This is a genomic window from Lysinibacillus sp. NPDC093712, from assembly GCF_050280025.1.
In the GTDB taxonomy this organism is placed as follows: Bacteria; Bacillota; Bacilli; order Bacillales_A; family Planococcaceae; genus Lysinibacillus.
Map to the genome: position 1 here is coordinate 233,353 of NZ_JBNNUU010000002.1, position 24,257 is coordinate 257,609.

General features: G+C 40.1%; 27 protein-coding genes. 2 read left to right on the forward strand and 25 right to left on the reverse strand.

Annotated elements, in window-relative coordinates; translation table 11 throughout:
* The first annotated feature begins 43 nt into the window (after positions 1-43).
* Positions 44-1,054: an NADPH dehydrogenase NamA gene (namA, locus tag ACQKNX_RS08635; RefSeq protein ID WP_427428543.1), complete on the forward strand. Its 1,011-nt coding sequence runs from the start codon at positions 44-46 to the stop codon at positions 1,052-1,054.
* A 188-nt stretch (positions 1,055-1,242) separates the two neighbouring features.
* Here the strand turns inward: namA and ACQKNX_RS08640 are convergent, their stop codons facing one another.
* From ACQKNX_RS08640 to ACQKNX_RS08650, 3 genes are read right to left on the reverse strand one after another with little or no spacing between them, the layout of a single operon-like run.
* The gene (locus tag ACQKNX_RS08640; protein WP_401017368.1) at positions 1,243-1,521 is read right to left on the reverse strand and encodes a DUF1450 domain-containing protein; all 279 of its coding nucleotides are present in this window, start codon (positions 1,519-1,521) and stop codon (positions 1,243-1,245) included.
* A gap of 20 nt (positions 1,522-1,541) precedes the next feature.
* A complete protein-coding gene (locus ACQKNX_RS08645; RefSeq protein ID WP_427428544.1) occupies positions 1,542-2,264 on the reverse strand; it encodes a metallophosphoesterase family protein in 723 nt (240 codons plus the stop codon).
* Positions 2,265-2,281: 17 nt separating this feature from the next.
* Positions 2,282-3,163, reverse strand: a complete 882-nt coding sequence (locus ACQKNX_RS08650; RefSeq protein WP_427428545.1) for a LysR family transcriptional regulator — start codon at positions 3,161-3,163, stop codon at positions 2,282-2,284.
* Between the two features lie 124 nt (positions 3,164-3,287).
* On the opposite strand from ACQKNX_RS08650, the gene ACQKNX_RS08655 reads away from it, so the two are divergent.
* Complete coding sequence (locus ACQKNX_RS08655; RefSeq protein ID WP_427428546.1) at positions 3,288-4,313, forward strand: DUF2332 domain-containing protein; 1,026 nt, start codon at positions 3,288-3,290, stop codon at positions 4,311-4,313.
* Between the two features lie 735 nt (positions 4,314-5,048).
* Here ACQKNX_RS08655 and ACQKNX_RS08660 read toward each other — a convergent pair.
* The 22 genes from ACQKNX_RS08660 to ACQKNX_RS08765 form a co-directional block, all read right to left on the reverse strand.
* Positions 5,049-5,615, reverse strand: coding sequence for an NADPH-dependent FMN reductase (locus tag ACQKNX_RS08660; RefSeq protein WP_427428547.1), 567 nt, complete (start codon positions 5,613-5,615; stop codon positions 5,049-5,051).
* Positions 5,616-5,627: 12 nt separating this feature from the next.
* A complete protein-coding gene (locus ACQKNX_RS08665) occupies positions 5,628-6,683 on the reverse strand; it encodes an LLM class flavin-dependent oxidoreductase (protein WP_427428548.1) in 1,056 nt (351 codons plus the stop codon).
* A 13-nt stretch (positions 6,684-6,696) separates the two neighbouring features.
* Entirely contained in the window at positions 6,697-7,638 is a 942-nt protein-coding gene (locus tag ACQKNX_RS08670; RefSeq protein ID WP_427428549.1) for a ring-cleaving dioxygenase, read from the reverse strand.
* 58 nt (positions 7,639-7,696) lie between these two features.
* The gene (locus ACQKNX_RS08675) at positions 7,697-8,134 is read right to left on the reverse strand and encodes a MarR family winged helix-turn-helix transcriptional regulator (RefSeq protein ID WP_427428550.1); all 438 of its coding nucleotides are present in this window, start codon (positions 8,132-8,134) and stop codon (positions 7,697-7,699) included.
* 109 nt (positions 8,135-8,243) lie between these two features.
* Positions 8,244-8,864, reverse strand: a complete 621-nt coding sequence (gene cdaS / locus ACQKNX_RS08680) for a sporulation-specific diadenylate cyclase CdaS (protein WP_427428551.1) — start codon at positions 8,862-8,864, stop codon at positions 8,244-8,246.
* 176 nt (positions 8,865-9,040) lie between these two features.
* A complete protein-coding gene (locus tag ACQKNX_RS08685) occupies positions 9,041-9,271 on the reverse strand; it encodes an acyl-phosphate glycerol 3-phosphate acyltransferase (RefSeq protein WP_340823974.1) in 231 nt (76 codons plus the stop codon).
* A gap of 232 nt (positions 9,272-9,503) precedes the next feature.
* Positions 9,504-10,436 carry a ribonuclease Z gene (rnz, locus tag ACQKNX_RS08690; RefSeq protein WP_427428552.1) on the reverse strand — a complete coding sequence of 311 codons (933 nt, stop codon included), beginning with the start codon at positions 10,434-10,436 and terminating at the stop codon, positions 9,504-9,506.
* 96 nt (positions 10,437-10,532) lie between these two features.
* Complete coding sequence (locus tag ACQKNX_RS08695; RefSeq protein WP_427428553.1) at positions 10,533-11,369, reverse strand: class I SAM-dependent methyltransferase; 837 nt, start codon at positions 11,367-11,369, stop codon at positions 10,533-10,535.
* Positions 11,366-12,865 (reverse strand): cobyric acid synthase, encoded by a 1,500-nt coding sequence (locus tag ACQKNX_RS08700; protein ID WP_427428554.1) that lies wholly within the window; start codon positions 12,863-12,865, stop codon positions 11,366-11,368. The genes ACQKNX_RS08695 and ACQKNX_RS08700 overlap by 4 nt, the downstream gene beginning before the upstream one ends.
* 107 nt (positions 12,866-12,972) lie before the next feature.
* Positions 12,973-13,509 carry a cob(I)yrinic acid a,c-diamide adenosyltransferase gene (locus ACQKNX_RS08705; RefSeq protein WP_427428555.1) on the reverse strand — a complete coding sequence of 179 codons (537 nt, stop codon included), beginning with the start codon at positions 13,507-13,509 and terminating at the stop codon, positions 12,973-12,975.
* A gap of 13 nt (positions 13,510-13,522) precedes the next feature.
* Positions 13,523-14,083 carry a nitroreductase family protein gene (locus tag ACQKNX_RS08710; RefSeq protein WP_427428556.1) on the reverse strand — a complete coding sequence of 187 codons (561 nt, stop codon included), beginning with the start codon at positions 14,081-14,083 and terminating at the stop codon, positions 13,523-13,525.
* Between the two features lie 86 nt (positions 14,084-14,169).
* On the reverse strand, positions 14,170-14,937 hold the full coding sequence (gene cobA, locus ACQKNX_RS08715) for a uroporphyrinogen-III C-methyltransferase (RefSeq protein WP_427428557.1): 768 nt from the start codon (positions 14,935-14,937) through the stop codon (positions 14,170-14,172).
* The gene (locus ACQKNX_RS08720) at positions 14,934-15,572 is read right to left on the reverse strand and encodes a precorrin-2 dehydrogenase/sirohydrochlorin ferrochelatase family protein (protein WP_427428558.1); all 639 of its coding nucleotides are present in this window, start codon (positions 15,570-15,572) and stop codon (positions 14,934-14,936) included. The genes cobA and ACQKNX_RS08720 overlap by 4 nt, the downstream gene beginning before the upstream one ends.
* On the reverse strand, positions 15,565-16,932 hold the full coding sequence (locus ACQKNX_RS08725) for a cobyrinate a,c-diamide synthase (RefSeq protein ID WP_427428559.1): 1,368 nt from the start codon (positions 16,930-16,932) through the stop codon (positions 15,565-15,567). Before ACQKNX_RS08725 ends, ACQKNX_RS08720 begins: the two co-directional genes overlap by 8 nt.
* A gap of 11 nt (positions 16,933-16,943) precedes the next feature.
* Entirely contained in the window at positions 16,944-18,065 is a 1,122-nt protein-coding gene (locus ACQKNX_RS08730) for a cobalt-precorrin 5A hydrolase (protein WP_427428560.1), read from the reverse strand.
* Complete coding sequence (gene cobM / locus ACQKNX_RS08735; protein ID WP_427428561.1) at positions 18,058-18,843, reverse strand: precorrin-4 C(11)-methyltransferase; 786 nt, start codon at positions 18,841-18,843, stop codon at positions 18,058-18,060. The genes ACQKNX_RS08730 and cobM overlap by 8 nt, the downstream gene beginning before the upstream one ends.
* Positions 18,844-19,551: a precorrin-2 C(20)-methyltransferase gene (cobI, locus tag ACQKNX_RS08740; RefSeq protein WP_401017400.1), complete on the reverse strand. Its 708-nt coding sequence runs from the start codon at positions 19,549-19,551 to the stop codon at positions 18,844-18,846.
* Positions 19,544-20,764, reverse strand: a complete 1,221-nt coding sequence (cbiE, locus tag ACQKNX_RS08745; protein ID WP_427428562.1) for a precorrin-6y C5,15-methyltransferase (decarboxylating) subunit CbiE — start codon at positions 20,762-20,764, stop codon at positions 19,544-19,546. The genes cobI and cbiE overlap by 8 nt, the downstream gene beginning before the upstream one ends.
* Positions 20,721-21,854, reverse strand: coding sequence for a cobalt-precorrin-5B (C(1))-methyltransferase (locus ACQKNX_RS08750; protein WP_427428563.1), 1,134 nt, complete (start codon positions 21,852-21,854; stop codon positions 20,721-20,723). Before ACQKNX_RS08750 ends, cbiE begins: the two co-directional genes overlap by 44 nt.
* A complete protein-coding gene (locus ACQKNX_RS08755; protein WP_427428564.1) occupies positions 21,854-22,513 on the reverse strand; it encodes a precorrin-8X methylmutase in 660 nt (219 codons plus the stop codon). Before ACQKNX_RS08755 ends, ACQKNX_RS08750 begins: the two co-directional genes overlap by 1 nt.
* Positions 22,514-22,525: 12 nt before the next feature.
* Positions 22,526-23,287 carry a precorrin-6A reductase gene (cobK, locus tag ACQKNX_RS08760; protein WP_427428565.1) on the reverse strand — a complete coding sequence of 254 codons (762 nt, stop codon included), beginning with the start codon at positions 23,285-23,287 and terminating at the stop codon, positions 22,526-22,528.
* Positions 23,284-24,243 carry a sirohydrochlorin chelatase gene (locus ACQKNX_RS08765; protein WP_427428566.1) on the reverse strand — a complete coding sequence of 320 codons (960 nt, stop codon included), beginning with the start codon at positions 24,241-24,243 and terminating at the stop codon, positions 23,284-23,286. Before ACQKNX_RS08765 ends, cobK begins: the two co-directional genes overlap by 4 nt.
* Positions 24,244-24,257 lie beyond the last annotated feature (14 nt).

Consider the following 24,257-nt stretch of genomic DNA (forward strand, 5'->3'; position numbering starts at 1 on the left):
ATGCAAAATAGAGGTATTAACTAGGAATTAGGAGGGCTTTGCATTGACTAAATTATTTGAACCATATCAATTACAAACGATTTCGTTAAAAAACCGCATTGTCATGGCCCCAATGTGTATGTATTCTGCTAAGGATGACGGGTTGGTTACACCTTTCCACCTAGTGCATTATGCAACACGTGCCGCTGGACAAATTGGATTAATACTATTGGAGGCTACTGCTGTAGTACCCGAGGGGCGAATCTCTAGCAACGACCTTGGTATTTGGGATGACGCGCATATCGAAGGTTTGCAACAATTAGTAACAAATATGCAAGCTTACGGAGCTAAAACAGGCATTCAGCTTGCCCATGCTGGAAGGAAAGCGACTGTAGATGGTGAAATTTTCGCTCCTTCAGCCATTGCTTTTAGTGATGATTATAAAACACCGTCTGAAATGACACTTGACGATATTGAATATGTCATTGAAGCTTTTAAAAAGGCTGCCGTTCGCGCCCGTCAAGCAGGTTTTGATGTGCTTGAGATTCACGGTGCACACGGCTATTTAATTAGTGAATTTTTATCACCAGCAACGAATAAACGAAGTGATTTATACGGTGGTTGTCAGGAGAATCGCTATCGCTTGCTACGTCAAGTAATTGATGCAATTCGAAGCGTTTGGGAAGGCCCTTTACTCGTTCGTGTTTCTGCGGAAGACTACGCACAAGATGGCACAACGATGGAGGACTTTATCGTATTTAGTCGTTGGATGAAAACGCAGGGCGTAGATTTAGTCGATGTCTCAACTGGCGGTGTCGTACAGGCACATATTCATCCGTTCCCTGGCTATCAAGTTCCACATGCTGAAACGATAAAACTTGGGGCAAATATTCCTACTGGTGCAGTTGGTCTAATTACAACAGCGCAGCATGCAGAAGAGATTTTGCAAAATAATCGCGCTGACTTAATTTTCTTAGGTCGTGTTTTATTACGTGATCCTTATTGGCCACTCCATGCTGCAAAGGAACTTGGCGAAAAAATCGAACCACCTGTGCAATATGTTCGAGGTTGGTAACTCACTTCTCCTATAAGCACTTTTACACACGCTGATAGCTTGGTAACTTTTGAGCTATCAGCGATTTTTTGCATTTATCGGCGATTTGGCACGGGTTATCGGCGATTTAAGGCGTTCTATCGGCGATTTCCCTCGAGTTATCGGCGATTCATGCATTTCTATCGGCGATTGCTCATGTGTTATCACCTTTAAAAGAGCGGGTTTTGCTTGATTTCTTCATCAACCGCTTGTACTAGTGAAGGTGCGTCAGATGCCGTAATAATCTCGCCATTAACAATGGCAAAAATGCCTTGCTCGCAAATTTCACAGTGGGAAGTACAACCTGATTCTTCTATTTCTATATCTGATCGCTCTGCTAAAACATCGTAGGCATCAGCTGCACCAAGCGATAAATTTGTTATGCAAAACTCTACTCTATTGGTCATTTGCTGAGGCTTTTTATTTTTCTTAAACAATGAAAATACCATAAAATCTCCACTCCTTTTATCTACATTCTCCCAGTTTCTAGTGCACAGGTCCAATCCAAACGTCCATTTTCTTTACTTTTGTTGATGACCCCTAGCCGATTATAGCCAATAAGTACTTGCTCAATTAGCCAATGCTTTTGTTCTTTGCTAAAGATTGTGTAATTAGCGAATGGAGAACCAGACTCCATTTTGTGATAGATTGGTACCTCCTCTTCATAAGCTGGGAGACCGACGCTGCCAGGGTTAATAATTATTTTATTATTTGGAAGGTAGACGACTCTAGGGATATGGGTATGTGCACAAAAGATAATTTCTTGTTTAATATCCTGCACATATTTCATAATTTCTTCGGTTTTTTTCAACGTTGCACCATTAGCTCCAATGTTCTCTAACATATATGTTTCATCACTTGAAGGTGTCCCATGACAAAAATAAACATCATCTGTTTCGATTACTGCAGGTAAATTCGTTATCCATTGTAGATGCTTTTCCTCTAATAGATTTTGTACATAACGCACTGTTCCATTTTGTGTGTTTTCTAATAACATTCTATCGCAATTTCCCATTATACTTTTGACCTTCGACTCTACTAGCAAGTCGTATGTTTCTATCGGAAATAGCGGACCATACAAACTATCCCCTAAATTATAGATTGTTTCAATTCCCCTTCTGTGAATATCCGTAAGGACAGCTTGTAATGCATCCTTATTACCGTGAATATCCGCAATAACTGCCATTTTCATTATAATGTCGCTCCTTTCTATAAATAGTCCCTTGTCATAAATAATTGTAATAATTTCTGTGGAACTTGGACGGAATCTTTGTAAAAAAGGTAGACGGGGACGCTAGGTAATGCAAACTCTGTAAAAGGGACAATATTAAAGCGCCCCTCCATTCGCTCTCTTCTAACTATCATTCGAGGTAAAAATGACATACCTAAACCATCCTTGATTAATCGTTTTACAACATACGATTGTGAAATCGACACTTGTTTTGAATAGACATATTTATGATTAATTTGGTGTAATAAATCTTCCCAAATAGTTGGATGGTGATGGGTAAATAGTGTATATGTTTGGAATAATTCTTCATAATCAATATAAGCGCCTGTTTCGTCATCAAATGCATCTAATGGAATGACCAATTCTAACGGACTGTCTACTAGCAGTTCTTGACACCAATGTCGATAGCGGGTTGGAAATAAAGAAATACCGATATGTGCTTTGCCATTATGAATTATTTCCTCTATTTTGGATGATTCTTCTACAAGAATTGAAATTTCAATTGTCGGATTTTCATTTATAAACTGGTAAATTACATGTGGTAAAATCGTTTCCACCATTAACGGTGTCATCGCAATGATGATTTTTTCTTGAACTCCCTTCGTCACTAATTGAAAGCGCTCGATACTTTTCTCCCACTGTTGCCTGATTTGCAACGCTTCCGTTAAAAATAACTGCCCTGCCTCCGTTAATTGCACACGATTTTTCTCTCGATAAAATAATGAGACATTCAGAAACTCTTCTAACAGATGAATATGTACTGTAATACTGGGTTGTGATACATGTAATTCTTCAGCAGCCATTCGAAAATTACAGGACTTCGCTGCTACAATAAACGTTTTTATCCATTTATAATCCATACCGCCACCTACTTCAATTAAAAATTTTAATTAAATTCATTAAATATATTTAATTTACTAAATTGTATAACAATACTAAACTCAAGGCTAGATAGTTCATTTTAAAACAAAGGGGAGAAATAGAATGTTAGATCAATTTGGCAATCAGTTCCGCTCTTTCGCAAAAAATGAATGTAATAACTCAAGCCCACTATATGAACATTTAGCCTATCAAATTGCAGAAGATGAAGAATTATTGCTGATTGCAAAGGATGCTGCTAACGGACAGCCTGTGCCTAATTTATTATTTGCTGCTGTACATTATTTGCTATTGACGTATAAGGATGACGACTTAGCGGATTTTTATCCTTCGTTCACGACTACACCGAAGCCGCAAGACAGTGTATATCCGTTTTTTAAAAAGTTTGTTTTGTCCCATGCACATGAAGTAAAGACAATTCTTCAAGAATGGCTCGTACAAACAAACGAAATCCGTCGTTGTGCTTATCTTTATCCGATGATGACTGAAATTTATCAAAAGCATCGGATGCCATTAGCTTTTATTGAGATTGGAGCAAGTGCAGGACTACAACTTGCAATGGATCAATATAATTACTGCTATAACCAAACGTTGTCAGTTCGCAATTCCCCTACTAAACTAGTTTTAGCATCGGAGAACATGGGTGTTGCATTACCACCTTCCGTTACCCAGCAATTTGTTGTATCACAACGAATTGGTATTGATTTAAATCCAATGGACGTTACAAATGAAAAAGATGTTGCATGGCTTCAAGCATTAATTTGGCCCGAACATCATGAACGACGCACACTTTTAAATACAGCTATTCCAATCTTACAACAGCTTGATGTACAACTTTATAAAGGGGATGCAATAGAATGTCTAGCAAAGATTAGTAGGCAAATCGATCAAGATTTGATGATAGTTATCTATCATACCCATGTAGCTAATCAAATTCCTCTTAAGTTAAAGCATGCCTTAATCGAACGTTTAAAGGAAATTAGTTTGGAAAGGCCACTTTATCATTGTTATAATAATTTATTTGATTTGCAATTACATCAGGACTTTCTACACCAAGGAGAAATCAAATCCATTCGAACAATCGATCAACCAGATGGTCATGCAAAATGGTTTAAATGGGCAAATGAATAGGTTGACTACTGCCGTTGATTTCCATGCTAAGTGCCAGGCACTCAAACAATTTGCATGCTAAGCATGTATTTTATGATTGACCAAGTAAAAATCCACGTAGACTCCCGCGGGAATGCACGCAATGTCAGACGCAACAAGACTCGCGTTAGCGAAGGTTGCGGCTTACGTGTGCCCGCGGAAAGCGAATTGGATTTTTACGATTTAGGAGCCGATATTATGCTGGTACCCATGCTAAGTGCCAGGCACAAAAGCATTCACACTAGTTGATTGGAGTGAAGGGCGGCGACTCCTGCGGGAACAGCATAGAATGGAAGACGCAACAAGACGCGCATTAGCGAGGGTTGCGGCTTACGCTGTGCCCGCGGAAAGCGTCCGCCTGTAACGGAAATCAACAGGCAGTAGACTTCTAAATTTATTTAATGATGGAAGCAGACAACTATCCTATTTATTCATAAGTGCGATAATTGTACTGTATTTTAACTTCCCTCCGAAAGAGAGTATTGACACTTGTTGATTGGAGTGGAGGGTGGCGACTCCTGCGGGAACAGCACAGAACGTAAGACGCAACAATCCGCACGTTAGCGAGGGTTGCGGCTTACGCTGTGCCCGCGGAAAGCGTCCGCCTGTAACGGAAATCAATGGCAGAAGTTATCTATATAAAAAAAACACTGCATGATTACCATGCAGTGTTCCTATTATCCTCTTAGATTAGTAGTTTTCCCCTTAAAATTTGTGTTAAAAATCATACTCCGCATCTTTTTTAGCACGGATTTCAGCGAAGGCATCTGCTACCATAACTGTATCTTCTGCTAAACGCTCTAAGCGGAAAAGAACATCGTCATTGACAATTTCCTTGCGTAAGAAATCCTTTTCTTCTATAAAAACGTAGGTCGGTACAATATGAGCTTTCATATAAGCAAGAATTGGCTTTAATTGTTGTTCTACCATTAAGTAATGTTTAGATGTCCCCGCTGTTACTATTGCGCTGACCGTTTTATCACGAAAAGCATTAACAGGAAGTAAATCGAAAATATTTTTTAATGTTGCTGGAATCGAAGCTTGAAATGTTGGTGTACCAATCACTAATGCATCAGCAGTCATAATAGTTTCTGCCACATACTTCGTATCACCCTCGTAATCTACGTAATTACGGCCATCACTAAATGCAATAGTATACTGAGCTAGGTCAAGAATTGTTACCTCATGCTCTGGGTATTTTTCATTTAGTAGTTCAACAATTTTATGAATGGCTATTTTGGTTTTAGAGCCGACGATTGAACCTGCTAGTGCTACAATTTTCATGCTGCTCGCTCCTTATTTCGCTGTATATTTTTTAATTGCTGGTAAGATGTCATTGCCAATTATTTCGATATTCTTCATCAATTTATCGAAAGGCACCCCACCAAAATCAATTTGTGCCATAAAACGTTGCATGCCATAAAGTTCATATTGATACAGCAACTTTTCAATAATTTGTTCCTTACTTCCGACCATTAAGGCATCACGTGGATCAACTGCTTGGGCAAATTGTTGTTTTGGATAACCACCACCACGAATAGCTTGGAAGCCCCCATTTAGATGAGGATACATATTTTGCAAAGCTTCTTTTGATGTATCTGCTACATAAAACAAACTTGTAGTAGCAATTGGTAACTGCTCTGCATCAAAACCGCTTCTATCAGCTGCCTCACGATATGCATCAACTGAAGGTTTAAAGTTGATTGCTGGGCCACCTAATGTTGTTAACATCATTGGAATGCCCATATACCCTGCTTTTATAGCACTTGCCGGCGGACCTCCAACTGCGCGCCAAATTGGTAGTGAGCCATTTTTAGGCTGTGGTAAAATTTGCGCATTGTGTAAAGGTGCTCTATACTGCCCTTCCCACGTAACAAGCTCTTCTTCATTAATTTTTTTTAGTAGCTCTAATTTTTCCTCAAAAATTTCTTCATAGTCCTGTAAATCGACGCCAAGTAAATGATAGGCGCCAACGCGCGAACCTCGCCCTGCTACAATTTCAGCACGCCCATCTGAAATTAAATCAAGTGTTGCAAAGTCCTCATACACTCTTACTGGGTCTGATACACTCAACACGGTTGCAGAACTTGCTATTTTAATTTTTTTCGTTGCTTGTGCAATTGCGCCTAAAACAACCGTATGTGCCTGTGTTGTAAAATACGATTGATGACTTTCACCTACTCCAAATACATTGATGCCAGCTTGCTCCGCTAATTGGCTCATTTCAATTAGCTCCTGTATTCGCTGTTGGGCAGATATCCGTTCACCTGTTAATGGGTTTGGAATATGATCTCCCAGTGAATAAAGTCCAAATTCTAAACCTTGTGATTGATCGATACGATAATTTTCCATTGTGCTCTCTCCTTTAATCAAGTGGTTCTAAAATCGCTTCAATTTCTGCGCGTTTTGCTTCTAAAAATGGTGGCAGATCAAGTTCATTCCCCAAATCCTCAATAGCGGAATCTACTGTAAATCCAGGTCCATCTGTCGCCATCTCAAAAAGAATACCGTTACGATCTCTAAAATAGAGGCTTTGGAAGTAATAACGATTGACAACACCTGAGCTGTCTAAACCACGCGCTTTAATTAATTCATCCCATTTTTGAAGTTCTTCTACCGTCGCTACACGTAATGCAAGGTGATGAATACTGCCTCGACCGGGCTTTTCACTCGGTCCCTCCAATTCCTTAACGATGACTTCTCCGAACGTTTCTCCAGCAATTGATTGAAGTCGTACTTCTTTGTCATCTTCAGTGACTAATGTATAGTCAAAAAGTTCTTGTAATAAATTCACTGTACGCTGTAAATAACGAACGGTAATTTCAACGGTGCCCATGCCTAAAATACGATGCTCTGCTGCAATATCGGTACCATCCCATACTTGCCATTCGGCTGGTGTCGGCTGTCCATCGTGATTTATAAGCACCATGCGTAGGCCTTCATGATCCTCAAAAAATAAAGCATCTTTGCCCGCATATGTCGCTATGTCGCTATGTTTCACTTGTAAAAGCTCAAAGCGCTTTTTCCAATATAATAAACTATCATAGCTTTGTACTAATAAGCCTATTCGCGTAATCGCATTTGTTCCACGTACTGTTCGTCCTGCTACAGGCATTTCAAAAAATGTTAATTCTGTTCCAGCTGCTCCTGTACGATCACCATAAAATAAATGGTACATGGAAGGTGAATCTTGATTAACTGTTTTTTTCACTCGACGTAAACCAAGGATTTTTGTATAAAACTCATTATTCCGTTTGCCATTTTTTGTTAGCATTGAAATATGATGATGTCCGCTTAATTTATTCATGTAGAGTCCTCCTAATTCTCACTTGACTAAGCAAGTGATGTCGTAAAAAAAATCACGCCTAAGGTAATTTTTTTTCTCGGCTATGCTTTTCTAGTTTTGACATAAGTGTATATAAAGATTTCATTTCTTCCTCTGATAAAACTTCTTCAAAAAATGAGGATTGAAAGTGAAGCTGACTAGGTGTAGCCGCATCAATCAATTGCTCACCTTTTACAGTTAGTGATATTGTTTTTGTTTTCCAGTTTTGCTTACGCTCTATTAGTCCTTCTTTTTCAAGACGGGCAAGCATTCGTGATATACCACCTTGCGTTACTGTAACTTTTTCCGCTAGCTGTGACTGTGTTAACGGTGCGTATGTTTTAATTTGAATTAATACATCAAACTGTGCAGTTGTTAAGTTAAAACGCTTTAAAAATTCATTCGATAGCTGATTACTTTGATTGGTAAAGCGCATCATTCGTAGCCATGTTAGCGAGCCTAGTGTATGTTTTTCCATCACTTTGCCCTCCCTTCCTCGAACTGTATCATCACTTTACCACGCAAGTGACAAAGTTGCAAGGAAAATATCTCGAATTTGAGATATTTTAAATAGAGCCTATTTTATACTATAAAATCCCATCTGAAGTAATTGGGTGTAAGCTTCCATTAAAAGCAAAAGAAATTCTTCCGGTTTCTTCTGATATAACCATAATTAAAGCATCACTGAGCTCACTTAAACCTATCGCAGCTCGATGTCTCGTTCCAAGTTTTTTTTCGCCTGTATAAATGTCTGAAAGAGGTAGTACATTTGCTGCTGAGATAATTCGATTACTCTTAACTAACACAGCACCATCATGGAGAGGATTGCCTGGGTAAAAAATAGATTCTAGCAAAGAATGTGTTAATTCCGCTCCAATATGAATCCCCGGCTTTATAAGATGTTCAATTGGACTCTCTCTTTCAAAAACAATTAATCCACCATGACGTCTTTTTGACATATTTTGTACGCAAATCGATAGCTCAGGATATTTTTCAGTGAACGGAGACAAATAGCAATTTAAATAAAACGTGGCTGCCTGCATTTCAATCGTTACAAATTGTTCTTTAATTTTTTCTAAATCTGCAAGTAAGCAATCTTCTAGCGAATCCATTGCGGTTAAACTTTGCTGTAAAGACAAAATAACTTGACTAAGTTCTTCTTTGATTGTTTGTTTTAATGGAGCAGAATCACAATTTGGTTGATTCATAAACGGCACCTCAGTTCTTTACACTTTGTATTTTTAGTTTTCCTATATGATATTTTTTTATTCTCTTTCCATGCAATTCAACAATTTTCCGAGCTAGGTTTTACTTTCTTTCTAAAAAAAAACTCGTTGCATCCTTTAAAAGATGCAACGTGTTACTTTGTACGCTATTAAATCTGTTACATATGACCAGCGCGAATTTTTTTAACAATACTAAAGGTTGTATAGGCTGCTGCTGGTGCAAGGACTGCGATAAAAATTAGCCAAACCTTTAAGCTCTCTGTTGATTTTAACAAATCATAATTTGAAGTAACATAAATAATGAGTCCGCCTAATAATAAATAGCTTAACACGTTTGGAAAGATAACAAGTAAACGTAAAACAGCTGGTGGCATCTTTTGTTGATCCATACAACCACTCCCCTTTTACTTAATTATACGGAAATCATCTACTAATCGCACTATATTTCTACAAACGCCCTAACTTTTAACAATTCCACTTTATACTTACTAGTAGATTACGCTAGCTTTTCAACAGTACCCTATAACATATCAATAATGGCAGTCAGTTCATTTATCGCTGTTTGCTGTTAGCCTTTTGTGAAAGCATCTAAACGAGTTAAAGTGATCACTTGTTGGTCAATTATAATAATTTATCATGACCCCAATTAAATACCGAGTGGTCTGATGTGAGGAATGTTTGTGGAAAGATTGCTTGGGCTTCTGCTAAAAATACTGGTAAATCATGTGGTAAAAAACGTGCACTTAAATGATTAAGAAGTAAATATTTTGCACCTGCTCTACTTGCTACCATTGCCGCTTCGATATTTGTCGAATGACCATAGCTAGCAGCTAAATCCGTTGTGCTCCCATCAAATGTTGCCTCATGTACAATTACATCTGATTGCTTGGCCAATGAAATCGCTTCTTCACAATATTTTGTATCCCCTAAAATAGTGAGTGTAAAGCCTTTTTTAGGAGGGGCAACAACATCCTTTGCTCTAATAATTGTACCATTTTCAAGCTCGATGTCTTGTCCTCTTTTCAACTGACCAAGCAAAGGTCCTTTTGGTACGCCGAAAGATTGAACTTTCTCCATCAGTAACTCGCCAGGTAAATCCTTTTGCTCTATACGGTAGCCAAAACATGGGACAACATGACGTAATTCACTAGCATGCACTGTAAACTTTTCATCTTCGTAAATAATACCTTCGCGTACTTCTACAAATTGTAATGGGTAAGTTAAATGTGTTTTTGATAATGCAAAAGTCTGCTCTACCCATTGCTGTAAGCCTGCTGGACCAAAAATAGTTAGCGGCTCATCACCACCTTGAAATGAACGTGAGCTCAAAAATCCTGGTAAACCGAAAATATGATCGCCATGTAAATGTGTAATAAATATTTTCGACACTTTACGTGGCTTTAAGGATGTATGCAAAATTTGGTGTTGTGTTGCCTCTCCACAATCAAATAGCCACATTTCACCATTTTCATCTAGTAGTTTTACCATTAATGCGCTCGTATTACGTTCCTTTGAAGGCATGCCTGCGCCTGTTCCTAAAAAATGTAGTTGCACAACTGCCACCTCAATTCTTTTTCTGTCGTTCTATTGTACCCTATTGCTATACAGAAGAAAAACCTTTGGTGAAAGCTATCACCAAAGGTTTTTCTGTTACTTAGGTTCCCACGATACGAGTGCAGCATGGAAATCATGACGATAGTAATACCGACCGTTTTTTTCCTCTATAAACGGGGCAAGTGCTACCTCAACATGTGATCTATTAAAATCAGCACTCAATATTTTTTTGCTTTGTGTTGTCACTAACTGATCGTATGAGTCGTATTCATACGTTCGCTTTAACGGAATAATGTCACAATCTGCATATATATCCATTTCATATAGTAAATTCAGAAATTCTATATAATCTCTTCGTGGATATTTAATGTCATAACCGAACTTGTCATGTAAAACTTCATAATGTGGCTGAATTGGCCCCGTTGTCATGCCGATAATCGCTCGTTTTTTAGCAAGTCGATTCATGTGATAAAGTGCCGATTTAATTTCGTACATACGATAAAAACAATTTACGCCAATTACAATGTCATGTGCTTGTAGCTCATTTTCATCAAGCTTCTCCCACTTCGCATGAACATAGGATACACGGCTCTTTTCTTGCAAACAATGTTGTAAGTAATCAAGTATGCTGTCTGAGCTATCTACACACGTTAGGTCACGCACATATTCTGCAAGCGGAAACGTATAATTGCCCCACCCTGGACCAATTTCAACTACAGAATGTTCCGGTCGAATATATTTCTTTATTTCTTGAAAAATAAGGGCTGCATAAGGATCGGTTTGGCCAATTTTTTTGCGCGCTATCGATTGAGACCAAAACTGTTCCTCTAATTGATCATTGACCATGCGCTCTGGCATTAGACCTTGCCAATCCTTCATGCCTTCCTGCCATAATGCTTCATAATTAATAGCTAACGGTCCTTTTCTAGTCATCCATGTACCTCAATTTTTAACATCTCATATATTTTTTCCATATTTAAATTAGCACGCACATGTGATGCTAGCATATTGTAGGCATCTTCCCTGCGCTCAGCATCGCTTTTAACATCTGTCGGCAATGTTGCCAACCCTTTTGAAATGCGAATATTATTAACAAGCTGACGTGTAAAGTTACGATTATGGAATAAACCATGGAAGTATGTACCAATTACTTGCTCGTCCGCACTTACTGCTCCATCAACACGACCATCTGCTAATTGTAAAAATGGTGATACTTCATCTCGTAAAATTTTTGTACGACCAAGATGGATTTCATAGCCTGTCAGTGTCTCAGTTCCGCGCGTCCCCGACATTTGTACGGTTTTTTTATCTCCTACAAACACCGTTTCCATCGGTAATAAGCCGAGACCCTGTGCAGAGTCGCCATTTCCTTCAACTGCATCTGGATCGAGCAACACTTCACCGAGCATTTGAAATCCGCCACATATGCCAATGATTTTAGTTCCACGTGCACGTAAGTTCGAAATTGCTTGAGCAAAGCCTTGTGCCTTAAGCCATGCTAAATCATCCATTGTGCTTTTAGTGCCCGGTAGTATAAGCAAATCCGGTGTGCCAAGCTCTGCCACATTGCCGATTAAACGTACACCTACCTCTGGCTCGTCAAAAAATGGATCAATATCTGTGAAATTCGATATGCGAGGTAAACGAATCATCGCCACATCAACAGAAAACTCACCAGGCTTTGGTTTTTTAAATCGTAGTGCAGACAGCGCTAATGAATCTTCAGCTTCAATATTCACATCTACATAAGGCACAACACCTAAAACAGGGATGCCTGTCTCACGCTCTACCCATTCAATGCCATCATCTAGAAGCTCGCGCATACCGCGGAATTTATTAATAATGAGTCCTTTTACACGTGCACGCTCTGCGTCATCAAGCAAAGCTAGCGTCCCAATAATGGATGCAAACACACCACCGCGGTCAATATCAGCTACTAACACAACTGCCGCATCTGCTAAATGTGCCATACGCATATTGGCGATATCGCGATTCTTTAAATTAATTTCTGCCGGGCTTCCCGCACCTTCAAGCACAATGACATCATATGTATTTTGTAAAGTACGTACAGACTTCTCAACAATCGGCATTGCTTGTTGTACAAATTGATTGCGATAGCTCTTGGCATCCATATTTAAAAAATGCTTGCCATGTACAATAACTTCAGATACCATATCCTGCTTGGGCTTTAATAAAATTGGGTTCATATCTGTTGTCGCTACAACGCGGGCTGCTTCCGCCTGTACCCCTTGCGCACGGCCAATTTCTCCGCCATCTTCGGTTACAAATGAATTAAGCGCCATATTTTGCGACTTAAAAGGTACCACTTTTAGTCCATCATCTGAAAAAATGCGACATAATGCCGTACATATCATGCTTTTACCAACGTCAGAGGCTGTTCCTTGAATCATAATTGACTTTGCTGGCATTCTGATTTCCCTCCTTGATACTTAGGAAGGTAGCTTATATTCAGTGAATTTAATCATTCCTGAATATCCCCCCATTGAATATAAAATCGAAAATTGGACAGATGGATTTAGAATTCAAGTCCTTTGACAGCAGGAATTCCCTCTTCGTAATAATGTTTCGTTGCATCAATTGTTGAAACTAAATCAGCCATGGCAACAAGGGCAGGATTGGCACTGCGTCCTGTTACGACAAGATGCATTGTAGGAGGACGTTGTGCAATGGCTTCAAGCACTTCAGCTAATGGGAGAACGTCATCAATTGGGAATTTTGTAATTGCCAATGCATTATTAAGCTCATCTAAAACGAGTAAATCAATGCTATCATCTTGTAAGGCTTCCTTTGTTTTTTGCCAAGCTTTTGCTAATGCAACACGATGCTCCTCTGGTGTTTTTGTCCATGTAAACCCTATGCCCATTTGCTCCATTTCTACCCCCAGTTTCGATAGGGCAATTTGTTCACCGTACGTACGCTCTGGCGATTTTATAAACTGCATATAACGCACATTTAAACCACGTCCTACTGCGCGCAATGTCACACCAAGGGAAGCTGTCGTTTTCCCCTTGCCATCACCTGTGTATACTAAAAACAAGCCTTTTCTAGCCATTTTTCCTACCTCCTTAAAGCCAAGTTGTTTTCTCTTCAAATGATGTTCGTTTTTTGTCTTTAAGCTCTTGCTCTTCTGGGTAACCAATGAAAATAGTGCCGACAACCTTTTGATTTTCACTTGCACCGATAAATGTATGCATGCGTGCATCATGAACAAGTCCAACGCCTCGCGTACGCCATACGAATCCAAGCCCTAGCTCCTCTGCAGCTAGCCACATGGACATAATCGCACTGCATACAGCAAAAATATTATCTTCTGTTGCATCTTCATCATCTTCCACAATATCGGCTGTCACAACAATTGCAACAGGTGTTGTTTGAACAACCTTTAATGAACTTTCTACTAGATTAGGCTTCGTTGGAAAACGTTCTTGCAAATATGTACTAGCCATTGCTTCATAACGTTTCATCGCGTCACCTTGTATTACATAAAAATGCCAAGGTTCACGCATCCGGTCGTTAGGTGCATACGTTGCGGCTTGTAAAATTTGTGCTATTTTTTCCTTTTCAATAGGCTCGGTTGTATAGTTGCGAATTGCACGACGTTTTTTTAATGCTTCCATTACTGTCATGAAGTTATCCTCCTTTAAGTACATCTCTTTTGTCATTTGCCTGTCTATCTATTTAAATAAGAGAATAGCAAGGTGCCATAGCAACATTAGCTAAAAGCGAGCCCTTGCTCTTCAAACCATTGAATTTTTTCACGTACATTGACAACATCCCCTACGACTATCATAGAAGGATTATGATAACCTTCACGTTCAATAATACTAGCAATGTCGTTTAGTGGTCCTGTTATCGTACGCTGTTGGTCAGTTGTACCCCATTCAATTACGGCAACGGGCGTAGTCGCTGGGCGACCATTGTCAATGAGTTTTTTCGCGATATATGCAATATTGCCTACACTCATATAAAATGCGACAGTATCAATACCAGTTGCCAGTGCTGGCCAATTTAAAAAATCTTGTCCTTTTTCCTCTCGACCGTGACCTGTAACTAGTGCAAAACTTGTGGCAAAATCTCTATGTGTAACAGGAATACCTGCATACGCAGGAGCTGCAATTCCAGCTGTTATACCTGGTACCACTTCATAACGTATATCGTGATTTTTCAATATTTCCGCCTCTTCAGCACCACGACCAAAAACAAAAGGGTCACCACCCTTTAAACGAGTTACAACTTTACCTTCTTGCGCCCGCTCAACAAGCAATGCATTAATTTCGTCTTGAATTAGATGGTGCTTACCAGGCAATTTACCACAGTACACAAGCTCTGCATCTTTTTTTGCAAAATCTAATAATTTCGGATTCACTAGACGATCGTATGCAATGACATCGGCCTTTTGAATACATTCTAGCCCATACACTGTAATGAGCTTCGGATCTCCCGGGCCAGCCCCTACTAAATATACAATTCCCTCTTTCATCGCGTTTCTCCCGTCAATAGTTGTTGTAAATACGCCTCTCGTCGGTCAATCTCTCCACTACGTGTCCATGCTAATAAGTTTGGCTCAAGTAGTGCTTGTAACGCGGCACGTCTTTGATCACCCTTATCAAATTTTGCAGTAACCATTAGACGAGCTTGCTGTAAAAAGCATACGTAATCTTCATATACAGCATCAAATTGCTCTGTTAAATCTTCTTTTATTTTGCGTGCAAGTGCTGGGCTTGCACCAGATGTAGAAACCGTCAACACTAAAGGACCACGACGAACTGTTGCAGGTGTTATAAAGTCGCTTTCCCCCTGTGCATCTGCTCGATTTAAGAGCTGCCAATGTTGCGCCGCTTCTTGTACAGCATTGTTGACGTTTGTATCGTTCGTCGCTGCAATAATAAGTGTTGCATCATCTAAATCACGTGGCTCAAATTCTTTTTCACGCCATGTTATTTGCCCTGATTGTGCAAGTGGCTTTAATGTGTCGTGTAACGTCGGGCTCACTACGACAATGTTTGCTTTTGCCGGTAGCAATGAAGTAACCTTTTGCGTCGCTACATGACCTCCACCAACAATAACAACAGTTTTATATTCGATATTTAAGTGGATAGGAAAGTAATTAGTCATTTGTTTTCACCTTCTTACATGCTGTTAACCAGTTTTCAACAAGCTTAGGATTAGAAACAAAATGAAAATGCGTATAGCCTGCTACTAAATTCCCTGTTTGGTAACCTTCTTCTTTATTGCCAAAACGCCCTTTCGTTTCGTAAGCAGGAGTGTCATGGGTACCACTATATGATGAATAATGGAATTCATGGCCCTTTGCTTGTTCGTCCTTACCGATTAAAAAGTTAGACGCTGTCCCAAAAATTTCACGATAGCCAAGTGCCGCAAGCTTTGTTTGCATTGCTACTTCACCAGGAATAACTCCTAGCATTTCATGGCGTTCACCTTGACTATTCGTAATCGCCTCAGTCAAATACATAAAGCCACCGCATTCAGCTAATGTCGGTAAACCTTTCGCGATTGCTTCACGAATGGATGTTTTCACGTCAGTATTTTTTGCTAGCGTATCAGCAAATTCCTCTGGGAAGCCTCCACCAATATATAAACCATCTGCTTCGGCTGGCACAGGTTCATTTGCAAGTGGTGAGAAAAATTGCAATGTTGCTCCTTTTGCTCGTAAAAGTGCTAAATTTTCCTCGTAATAGAAGTTGAATGCAGCATCTTTTGCTACCGCAATACAAATATTTTTTGCAGGTTGTTCAGCAAATAGTTGACCTGTCTCTTGTAGAACTGGTGCCTTTGTTAATGACAGTAATAAATCCAATTCAATCGTCTCGGCCATTAAAGCACCTAGCTTGTCAAAAAATGAATCGAGCTCACCTCGTTCAATCGCAGGAATAAGCCCTAAATGGCGACTTGGAATATCAATGCCTGTTTCACGCTTTAAATAACCGATAACTGGAATACCACATTCCTGCTCAATCGCAGCTTTGGCAATTTCATAATGGCCTACACTACCTACTTGGTTCGCAATAACGCCGACAATGTTTGGCTGGTCAGATAGTAGCTGAAAGCCTTTTACAACTGCCGCTACGCTGCGAGCCATACTTGCACAATTAACGATTAAAATAACCGGACTTTCTGTCACAACACTAATGTCCGCTGCCGAGCCCTCGTCAGATAACGGACTTTTGCCATCATAAAAGCCCATTACGCCTTCTATAATCGAAACGTCTGCATCCATGCTCGCACGCGCAACAATATCACGTACCGCATCATGCGAAAACATCCAGCTATCAATATTACGCGACACACGTCCTGTCACAGCAGTATGGTAGCTAGGGTCAATATAATCAGGACCACATTTAAAGCCTTGCACGACTTTACCTTTTTCCTGCAATGCTTTCATAAGACCAATTGTGAATGTTGTCTTGCCAACACCACTACCTGTTCCTGCAAGTACAAAGCGATTTGTTTGCATAGGCTCCCTCCTTAAAATACTAATCTTGCTACAGAAATCGTAGCATTGCCTGACTTTTTCTTTGGTAATACGAGTGATTCGACCTGTGCATAGCGCATTGCAGCTGGTTCACTTACCCCATATGCCCCTGTATATTTAAATACCGTTTCAGATGGTGATGGGAAATTGATTTCATTTAACTGTTCTGGGGTATATGTTACAAACTCCCAATCATATTTTTTTGTTATTTCAATAAAACAAGTTTCGTCTTTTTTCAAATCAATTGTACAAAGTGCTTTTACACTTTTTTTCGATAGCTTCAGCTCCGCTAACGTTTCATCAATGACTTGTTCAATTTCTTCAACAGCCGTCCCGCGATTACACCCCATGCCAAGTACAATTGATTTTGGTCGATAAATAACGCCATTCTCTAGCAGCATTTCTTCCTCAGGTTCAATTATACGGTCGGTAATGAACAGCGTAGCATGAGGTTTCGCTTCAATCGCTTCGTGTGCTGATGCGTAAATTTTTATTTGCTCAGGCATTGGTGTATCACGCATCCACCAATCACGTTCCCCAGCCTCCTGTACAATTGCAACGTGTTCCTCATTGACAACAGAGGCACTAACAGGTGTTAGTTTATCTGCACTGTCCCAAACCCAGCCAAAACGTGCTCCAAATAAATCAACAGGAATTGTTTTTTGAACGTCAGAAGCTGTTGTAATAATAGGGTTTGCTCCTAGCGCCGCTGCAACCTCATGCGTTAGCTCATTCGCGCCACCTAAATGGCCCGATAGCACACTTATGACATTTTCCCCACGGTCATCAATGACAACCACACCAGGATCGGTCTTCTTATCCTGTAAAATTGGTGCAATCATGCGCACAACCGCACCAAGTGAAATAATTAAAATTAATCCTTTATACTGCTTAAAAAGCGTTGGCAGTAATAAGCGTACCGTACCTGTAAAAAGCTGAATATGCTTTTCATCTTCGTCGCCATGTTCAAATTTACTCATATAATATAAATCGCTTGCCGCAAATGTTTGCTGTAGTTTGCGTCCTATTTGAACACCATGCTTCGTAATGGCCACAACTGCATAAGGATTACGCTGATCAACTTCAGGAAGTACACCTTCTTGTAATTTAATCACTTGTCTTCACACCTTTTCGGAAGCCATGTGTAAAGGTCGCATCATATAATTTTGAACGATACTCATCTTTATCATGAATATTCGGGTCCAATGCCCAACCTGCTAAAATCATTGCATGCTTACGTATACCATTGACACGCATCGCCTCATCAAGTTCAACTAAAGTCGTACGAACAATTTTTTGATCGGGCCAAGTTGCACGCTGAATTACGGCAACTGGTGTATCATCAGACCATCCCGCACTTTGCAATTCTTTGACGATTTTCTTTGTTAGCGTTGCACTTAAGAACAGCGCAATCGTACAATGATGGCTAGCAAGATCACGTAGCTTTTCAAACTCAGGCACAGGTGTACGTCCTTCCGCACGAGTTAAAATAAGCGTTTGTGTTAAATCGGGAATTGTTAACTCTGCACCGATTGCTGCCGCTGAAGCAAAAACTGAGCTAACGCCAGGGATGACCTCATAGCCAATCCCTTCTTTCTTCAATAAGGAAATTTGCTCCATAATTGCACCATACATCGCAGGGTCGCCTGTATGCATACGTGCTACTACTTTACCAGCATTGACACGCTCTACCATGACCGCAACCATTTCTTCTAAATGCATGCCGGCCGTACGAATTACTTCCGCGTCTGGCTTTGCCTTTGCAATAAGATCTTCATTGACTAACGAATCTGTATACATAACAACATCCGCTGTTTGTAGCATATGTAAACCTTTGACAGTAATTAAATCCGGATCACCTGGGCCTGCACCGACAATATAAATTTTCTTCATTTATTTACGCACCACCATTAACGTTAAATATTCTAAATCTACACCGTCTAGTTCACGTACATCCCAAATAATTTCCTCATCAGATGTAACCTTTGTGACAACGGAAGCTTTATCAAGTAAGTCTAAATCACGCAGTACTTCTAGCATTAAATCAATAACCTTTGCTACTTTTATAAATACGACTGCATCATGACTTTCAATTGCCTCACGCATTGCATCATAATTATCATGAGCTGGAATAATTGCAACACGATCATCTCCATCAGCAAGAGCAATGCCTAGACGTGATGCAGAACCATTGAATGATGAAATACCAGGTACTGTACGTATTTCTACGTCTGGATGCATGTCCTGCATTAGCTTCATCATATGGATAAAAGTACTGTATAAAAGAGGATCACCTTCTGTCACAAATGCAACATCCTTGCCTTCTTTTAATTTACCATAAACAAGTTCAACAGATTTCGTCCATTCACGTTCTAATACTGCCTCATCCTTCGTCATTGGGAAAACAAGACCAAGCATATCTTTTTCCTCTGGATTAATGTAAACGTCTACGATGCGGTGTGCATAGCTTTTGCTACCCTTTAATTTTTTAGGGTAGGCAATAACTGGTGACTCCTGGATAACACGGAATGCTTTTACTGTAATTAATTCTGGATCGCCAGGGCCTACGCCTAAGCCATATAAAATACCAAGATTACTCATGATTTTCTTCCTTTCGATATGCCGAAATAATAAATATCGGGTTTAATGGGACAAAGCGAGTCATATCTAAAATTGGTTTACTACGTGCAAGTTGCGCCTGTAAAATTTCTACTGCAAAGCCACAAGCTTTAAACGCCTCAACTGCCTTATATAAATTTTCGATTGTAGCTGCATTTAAGACAATGCGACCATTGGGCTTTAAGCGCGCACAGCACAGCTGTAATAACTCCACCATTTCCCCACCTGTTCCGCCGATAAAAATCGCATCTGGGTCTGGAAAATGCTCTAGTCCTGCAGGAGCTTTACTATGAATAGCTGTTACATCGACACGGAACTTCTGTTGATTTTGTAGGCAATTTTCTAAATCAGGAGCATTTTTTTCCACTGCATACACTTGACCTTCTGGTGCCAATTTACCAGCTTCAATTGCCATGGATCCTGTGCATGTGCCGACATCCCAAATCGTGCTGTCCTTTTGAAGCTGCATTGCTTGCAAACTTAATACACGAATTTCCTTTTTCGTAATCAGTCCTTTATCTGGCTTACGTTGCGAAAACTCTTCATCATCAATACCAAGTGCATAGCGCTTTGGAGCTGATGTTTGCTGTAGGATGACAACATTGAGAGATGAAAATTCTACTTCTTCTAATTCATCAAGAGAATACCAGCCATATTTTTCATCAATACCTTGTATATTTTCTGCCACAAAAGCACGGTATTCTGTCATACCAAAATGCTTTAAATAACGTGCCAGCGCATTTGGATTATTGTCTGCATCTGTTAGTAATGCCACTTTCTTTTTACCATCAATACGTTGCGCTAAGCCTTTCATTGGTCGCCCGTGAATACTAGTTACATAGGCATCCTGCCAGCTTTCGCCCATTTTTGAAAACGCAAGCTGTACCGAGCTCATATACGGATATACTTCGATATTTAGCTTCTTTGCTAAATATCCCCCGATGCCGTAAAATAGTGGATCACCAGATGCTAAAATAACTGTCTTACGCGTTTCTTCGGATAGTTTTTCAACAAGCGTCGAAAGACCACCTTTAATGACTATTTTTTCTCCTGTAAAGCTTGGGAAAAAATCAAGGACACGCTCACCACCTACGAGCACCTCGCAGTCTTCAATCCACTGTCTATACTGTGGTAGTAAACTTTCCTGTCCGTTATCCCCGATCCCAATCAATTTCATCGATTGATGCAATGTCATCAGCCCTTCCTAATAATTGTCCCTGCATCGAATAAATCGATGTGGAGAGCGTCAAGCCCCCTCTAGTATGGTGTAAAGATGAATAACAGCATGCCTCGCATAGGTGATGAAAAAAAGCATCATAGCCTTTTTCAGCCATTATCTCACCAACTTGTGATGCGGTATTTGCCTCTCTTACTTGCGTTACTGTTTCTTCATCTGCCCCAATATCTATAGCTAACTGCGCTAAAAAATTAAAATCAATGGCTGCGCTTTTGGAGTGCACCATCATTACCCCTTGAGCCACCTTTGAAAATTTTCCCATCATCCCAACGAGCGATACTTTCTTAATGCCAAGTCGTTTACAATGCTTTAATGTAAAGCCGACAAAATCACCCATTTCAATAAACGCTTCCTCTGGTAATGTAGGATATTGGGCCATCCCAAACTTTTCACTACGCCCACCTGTTGTTACAACTACATGTTCACAGCCAGCTGCCCTTGCGACACTAATAGCTTGAACAATACTTGCCATATAAGCAGAACTCGAAAAAGGCACGACGGTTCCCCTTGTGCCTAAAATGGAAATGCCGCCAATAATGCCAAGCCGTCCATTTAATGTTTTTTTTGCAATTTCCTCGCCCTCTGGTACAGAAATAACAACATTAACGCCGCGATTAATTTGAAACTCTTCTAGCACATCTTGCACGGTACTATGTATCATTTTACGTGGTACAGGGTTAATCGCTGCTTCTCCAACAGCAACAGGTAAGCCGGGCTTTGTTACTCGCCCGACGCCAATGCCACCATCTAAATGTATCCCCGGTGTATCAGCCCAACTTACCGTGCCAATAATAAGGGCTTTGTGTGTTGCATCTGGATCATCACCAGCATCCTTAATCGTCTCACAGCTTACTTCGTTATTACCAAACGTACATTTTTCAATTGTAAAAGTTGCATCTCGCCCTATCGGCAAATGAATTGTACTCGTTTCTTGCTCTTCATTTGTTATGAGTGCTAGTAATGCCGCTTTCGTTACTGCAGTTGCACAGGCTCCCGTTGTATAACCGTGACGCATGTCTTTAGGATCCTTTTTTGGCTTCCGCTCCATTATTTTTTCGCCTGTTCGTCCGCTAGTAATGAAACGGCATTTAAAGCAGCAACCGTCACTGTACTACCGCCTTTACGTCCAACATTTGTAATATAAGGAATCCCCTCTAGCTTTAAAAGCTCTTCTTTCGACTCCGCTGCTGACACAAAGCCTACTGGCATACCAATAATTAAGTCCGGTTTTGCTAAGCCTTCTTTAATTAAGCGAATTAACTCTAGTAAGGCTGTCGGTGCATTACCAATCGCATAAATGCCACCTTCGTGTAATTTTGTCGCTTTTTGCATTGAGATAATAGCACGCGTTGTATTTTGTTTTTTCGCTTCAATAGAAACGTCTTCATCTGCGATATAGCAGTGTAAATCCCCACCATGCTTTTGGAAACGTTTTTTCCCTGATCCACTTTCAATCATTTGCACATCAGCAACGACATGACGACCTGCAAGAATCGACTTAATGCCCGCTTCAATTGCTCCTGGTGTAATAATGACACTACGTCCTAATTCGAAGTCAGCAGAAGCATGGATAATACGACGGACAATTTTCCACTCATCTTCTGTAAAATCATGTTCGCCCATTTCCTCTGCAATTATCGAGAAACTATAATCATAAATTTTGTCTGGGTCTACTGTTAATGGTTTGAAATCTGTTTTGAAATCCATGTGGAATGCCCCCTAAAGTATGTGTTGTACAGCTTGTAGTACTTCCTCAAATGAGGAGTATTGTTGGCCATATTGAATATTTGGTCGTGCGATTAAAATCGTTTCAATGCCACAGGCAAGTGCAGCGTCTAGCTTTTCATCGACTGAGCCCACCTTGCCACTTTCTTTTGTAATCATCAATGTAACATCGTATTGACGAAATAGTGCTTCGTTTAATTCTTTTGAAAAGGGACCTTGAATAGCAACAATATCTCTTTGTGCCACACCAAGTGCTTCACATTTTTCCATATTATCAAGGCGAGGAAGCATACGTGCAATAACACGTGTATTTTCTAAGCCTTGTAGTACCTTTGTAAACGTTGCAAGTGTTTTACTGCCAGTTGTCAGCATAATCACGCCTCGTTTTACAGCAGCTAACTGTGCTGCTTCCTCATAATCTTTAACAACTGTAATAAGAGGGTGTTCGTAATGTTCATTTGCGCGTTCATAACGAATGTATGGAACACCGGCACTCTTTGCTGCTGCCATCGCATTTTTAGAAGCTTCCTCTGCAAATGGATGTGAGGCATCGACAACTAAGCGATACCCTTGTTCTGTAAGTATTGCTGCCATCTCCTCAGCAGTTAGTCTACCAACTAAATGTGGTAGACCTGCCTGTGCAAGGCTTGTTGCAGCCGAATCTGTTACAACTGTAGCCGTAATAGCATAGCCCACTGATTGCAATTCAAGTGCTAGATTCCTTGCATCGCTCGTACCTGCTAACATGAAAATCATTTTACTAGCTCCTCGTCATGGTGATGGTCGTGCTCATGCTCGTGGTCGTGGTCATGATCATGGTCGTGCTCATGCTCGTGATCATGGTCATGCTCATGCTCGTGATCATGGTCGTGGTCGTGGTCGTGATGGTGATGATGATGCGCATGTCCATGTACCTCAGCATAAGCACGATAATTTTCTAAATCCTGCATACCTGTTGATGTACCATTCACAGCTTGTTCAATACGGTTTAACAACACATTTTGTAAACGATCATGGTAGCCAAAATAGTTAGCAATTTGAATATCACAGTCAGGATATTGCTCATTAAATTGCTTGCACATGCCATTCATACGTTCCATTAAAATACCTGTGAATAAAAAGTACGGTAGCATAATAATTTTTTTAGCACCGAGCTTGACACAGCGTTCAATGCCTTCATCAACACGCGGATCTGTCACACCCATAAATGCGCTTTCCACATACTGAACGTTTAGTTTTTCCCATAACAAACGTGTAATTTTATAAAAATCACCATTTGCAGCTGGGTCACTGCCACCTCGTGCAATTAATAAAATAGCAGTATCTTTATGTTCTTCCTCAGTATTGAAGTCGATTTCTGCTAAGCGGTCTTCTAAAATAGCAAAAATTTCGTCATGAATACCGATTGTTTGTCCATACGTGAACGTAATATTTGGATAATGCTCACGTGCATGTTCGATTTCTGCTGGAATATGCATTTTTGAATGACCAGCATGAAGTAAAATAATCGGGATTACATGTACTTCTGTAGCACCCTTCTTCACACAGTTCGTTATACCATCTTCAATGTTTGGCGAGGCAAACTCTAAAAAACATGTTTCTACTAAAAAGCTTTCATCGATACGTGGCGTCATTTGCTCTATAAACGTTCGTACCTCGTCATTTCCTGCTGCTAAACGGCTACCATGGCCAACAAATAAAATTGCTTTCATCTTTTATCTCCTCA

Bases quoted from the DNA above. Each gene is read 5' to 3' on its own strand.
- cdaS (WP_427428551.1), bottom strand. From the start codon at position 8,864: ATGAATCAACCAAATTGTGATTCTGCTCCATTAAAACAAACAATCAAA.
- ACQKNX_RS08675 (WP_427428550.1), bottom strand. From the start codon at position 8,134: ATGGAAAAACATACACTAGGCTCGCTAACATGGCTACGAATGATGCGC.
- ACQKNX_RS08655 (WP_427428546.1), top strand. From the start codon at position 3,288: ATGTTAGATCAATTTGGCAATCAGTTCCGCTCTTTCGCAAAAAATGAA.
- ACQKNX_RS08650 (WP_427428545.1), bottom strand. From the start codon at position 3,163: ATGGATTATAAATGGATAAAAACGTTTATTGTAGCAGCGAAGTCCTGT.
- cobA (WP_427428557.1), bottom strand. From the start codon at position 14,937: ATGAAAGAGGGAATTGTATATTTAGTAGGGGCTGGCCCGGGAGATCCG.
- ACQKNX_RS08660 (WP_427428547.1), bottom strand. From the start codon at position 5,615: ATGAAAATTGTAGCACTAGCAGGTTCAATCGTCGGCTCTAAAACCAAA.
- ACQKNX_RS08750 (WP_427428563.1), bottom strand. From the start codon at position 21,854: ATGGAGCGGAAGCCAAAAAAGGATCCTAAAGACATGCGTCACGGTTAT.
- ACQKNX_RS08710 (WP_427428556.1), bottom strand. From the start codon at position 14,083: ATGACAGTAATGGAAGCATTAAAAAAACGTCGTGCAATTCGCAACTAT.
- ACQKNX_RS08720 (WP_427428558.1), bottom strand. From the start codon at position 15,572: ATGACTAATTACTTTCCTATCCACTTAAATATCGAATATAAAACTGTT.
- ACQKNX_RS08665 (WP_427428548.1), bottom strand. From the start codon at position 6,683: ATGGAAAATTATCGTATCGATCAATCACAAGGTTTAGAATTTGGACTT.
- ACQKNX_RS08685 (WP_340823974.1), bottom strand. From the start codon at position 9,271: ATGGATCAACAAAAGATGCCACCAGCTGTTTTACGTTTACTTGTTATC.
- ACQKNX_RS08645 (WP_427428544.1), bottom strand. From the start codon at position 2,264: ATGAAAATGGCAGTTATTGCGGATATTCACGGTAATAAGGATGCATTA.
- ACQKNX_RS08705 (WP_427428555.1), bottom strand. From the start codon at position 13,509: ATGGCTAGAAAAGGCTTGTTTTTAGTATACACAGGTGATGGCAAGGGG.
- cobK (WP_427428565.1), bottom strand. From the start codon at position 23,287: ATGATTTTCATGTTAGCAGGTACGAGCGATGCAAGGAATCTAGCACTT.
- ACQKNX_RS08755 (WP_427428564.1), bottom strand. From the start codon at position 22,513: ATGGATTTCAAAACAGATTTCAAACCATTAACAGTAGACCCAGACAAA.
- cobI (WP_401017400.1), bottom strand. From the start codon at position 19,551: ATGAGTAATCTTGGTATTTTATATGGCTTAGGCGTAGGCCCTGGCGAT.
- ACQKNX_RS08725 (WP_427428559.1), bottom strand. From the start codon at position 16,932: ATGCAAACAAATCGCTTTGTACTTGCAGGAACAGGTAGTGGTGTTGGC.
- cobM (WP_427428561.1), bottom strand. From the start codon at position 18,843: ATGAAGAAAATTTATATTGTCGGTGCAGGCCCAGGTGATCCGGATTTA.
- ACQKNX_RS08640 (WP_401017368.1), bottom strand. From the start codon at position 1,521: ATGGTATTTTCATTGTTTAAGAAAAATAAAAAGCCTCAGCAAATGACC.
- ACQKNX_RS08670 (WP_427428549.1), bottom strand. From the start codon at position 7,638: ATGAATAAATTAAGCGGACATCATCATATTTCAATGCTAACAAAAAAT.
- ACQKNX_RS08765 (WP_427428566.1), bottom strand. From the start codon at position 24,243: ATGAAAGCAATTTTATTTGTTGGCCATGGTAGCCGTTTAGCAGCAGGA.
- cbiE (WP_427428562.1), bottom strand. From the start codon at position 20,764: ATGACATTGCATCAATCGATGAAATTGATTGGGATCGGGGATAACGGA.
- ACQKNX_RS08695 (WP_427428553.1), bottom strand. From the start codon at position 11,369: ATGACTAGAAAAGGACCGTTAGCTATTAATTATGAAGCATTATGGCAG.
- ACQKNX_RS08700 (WP_427428554.1), bottom strand. From the start codon at position 12,865: ATGCCAGCAAAGTCAATTATGATTCAAGGAACAGCCTCTGACGTTGGT.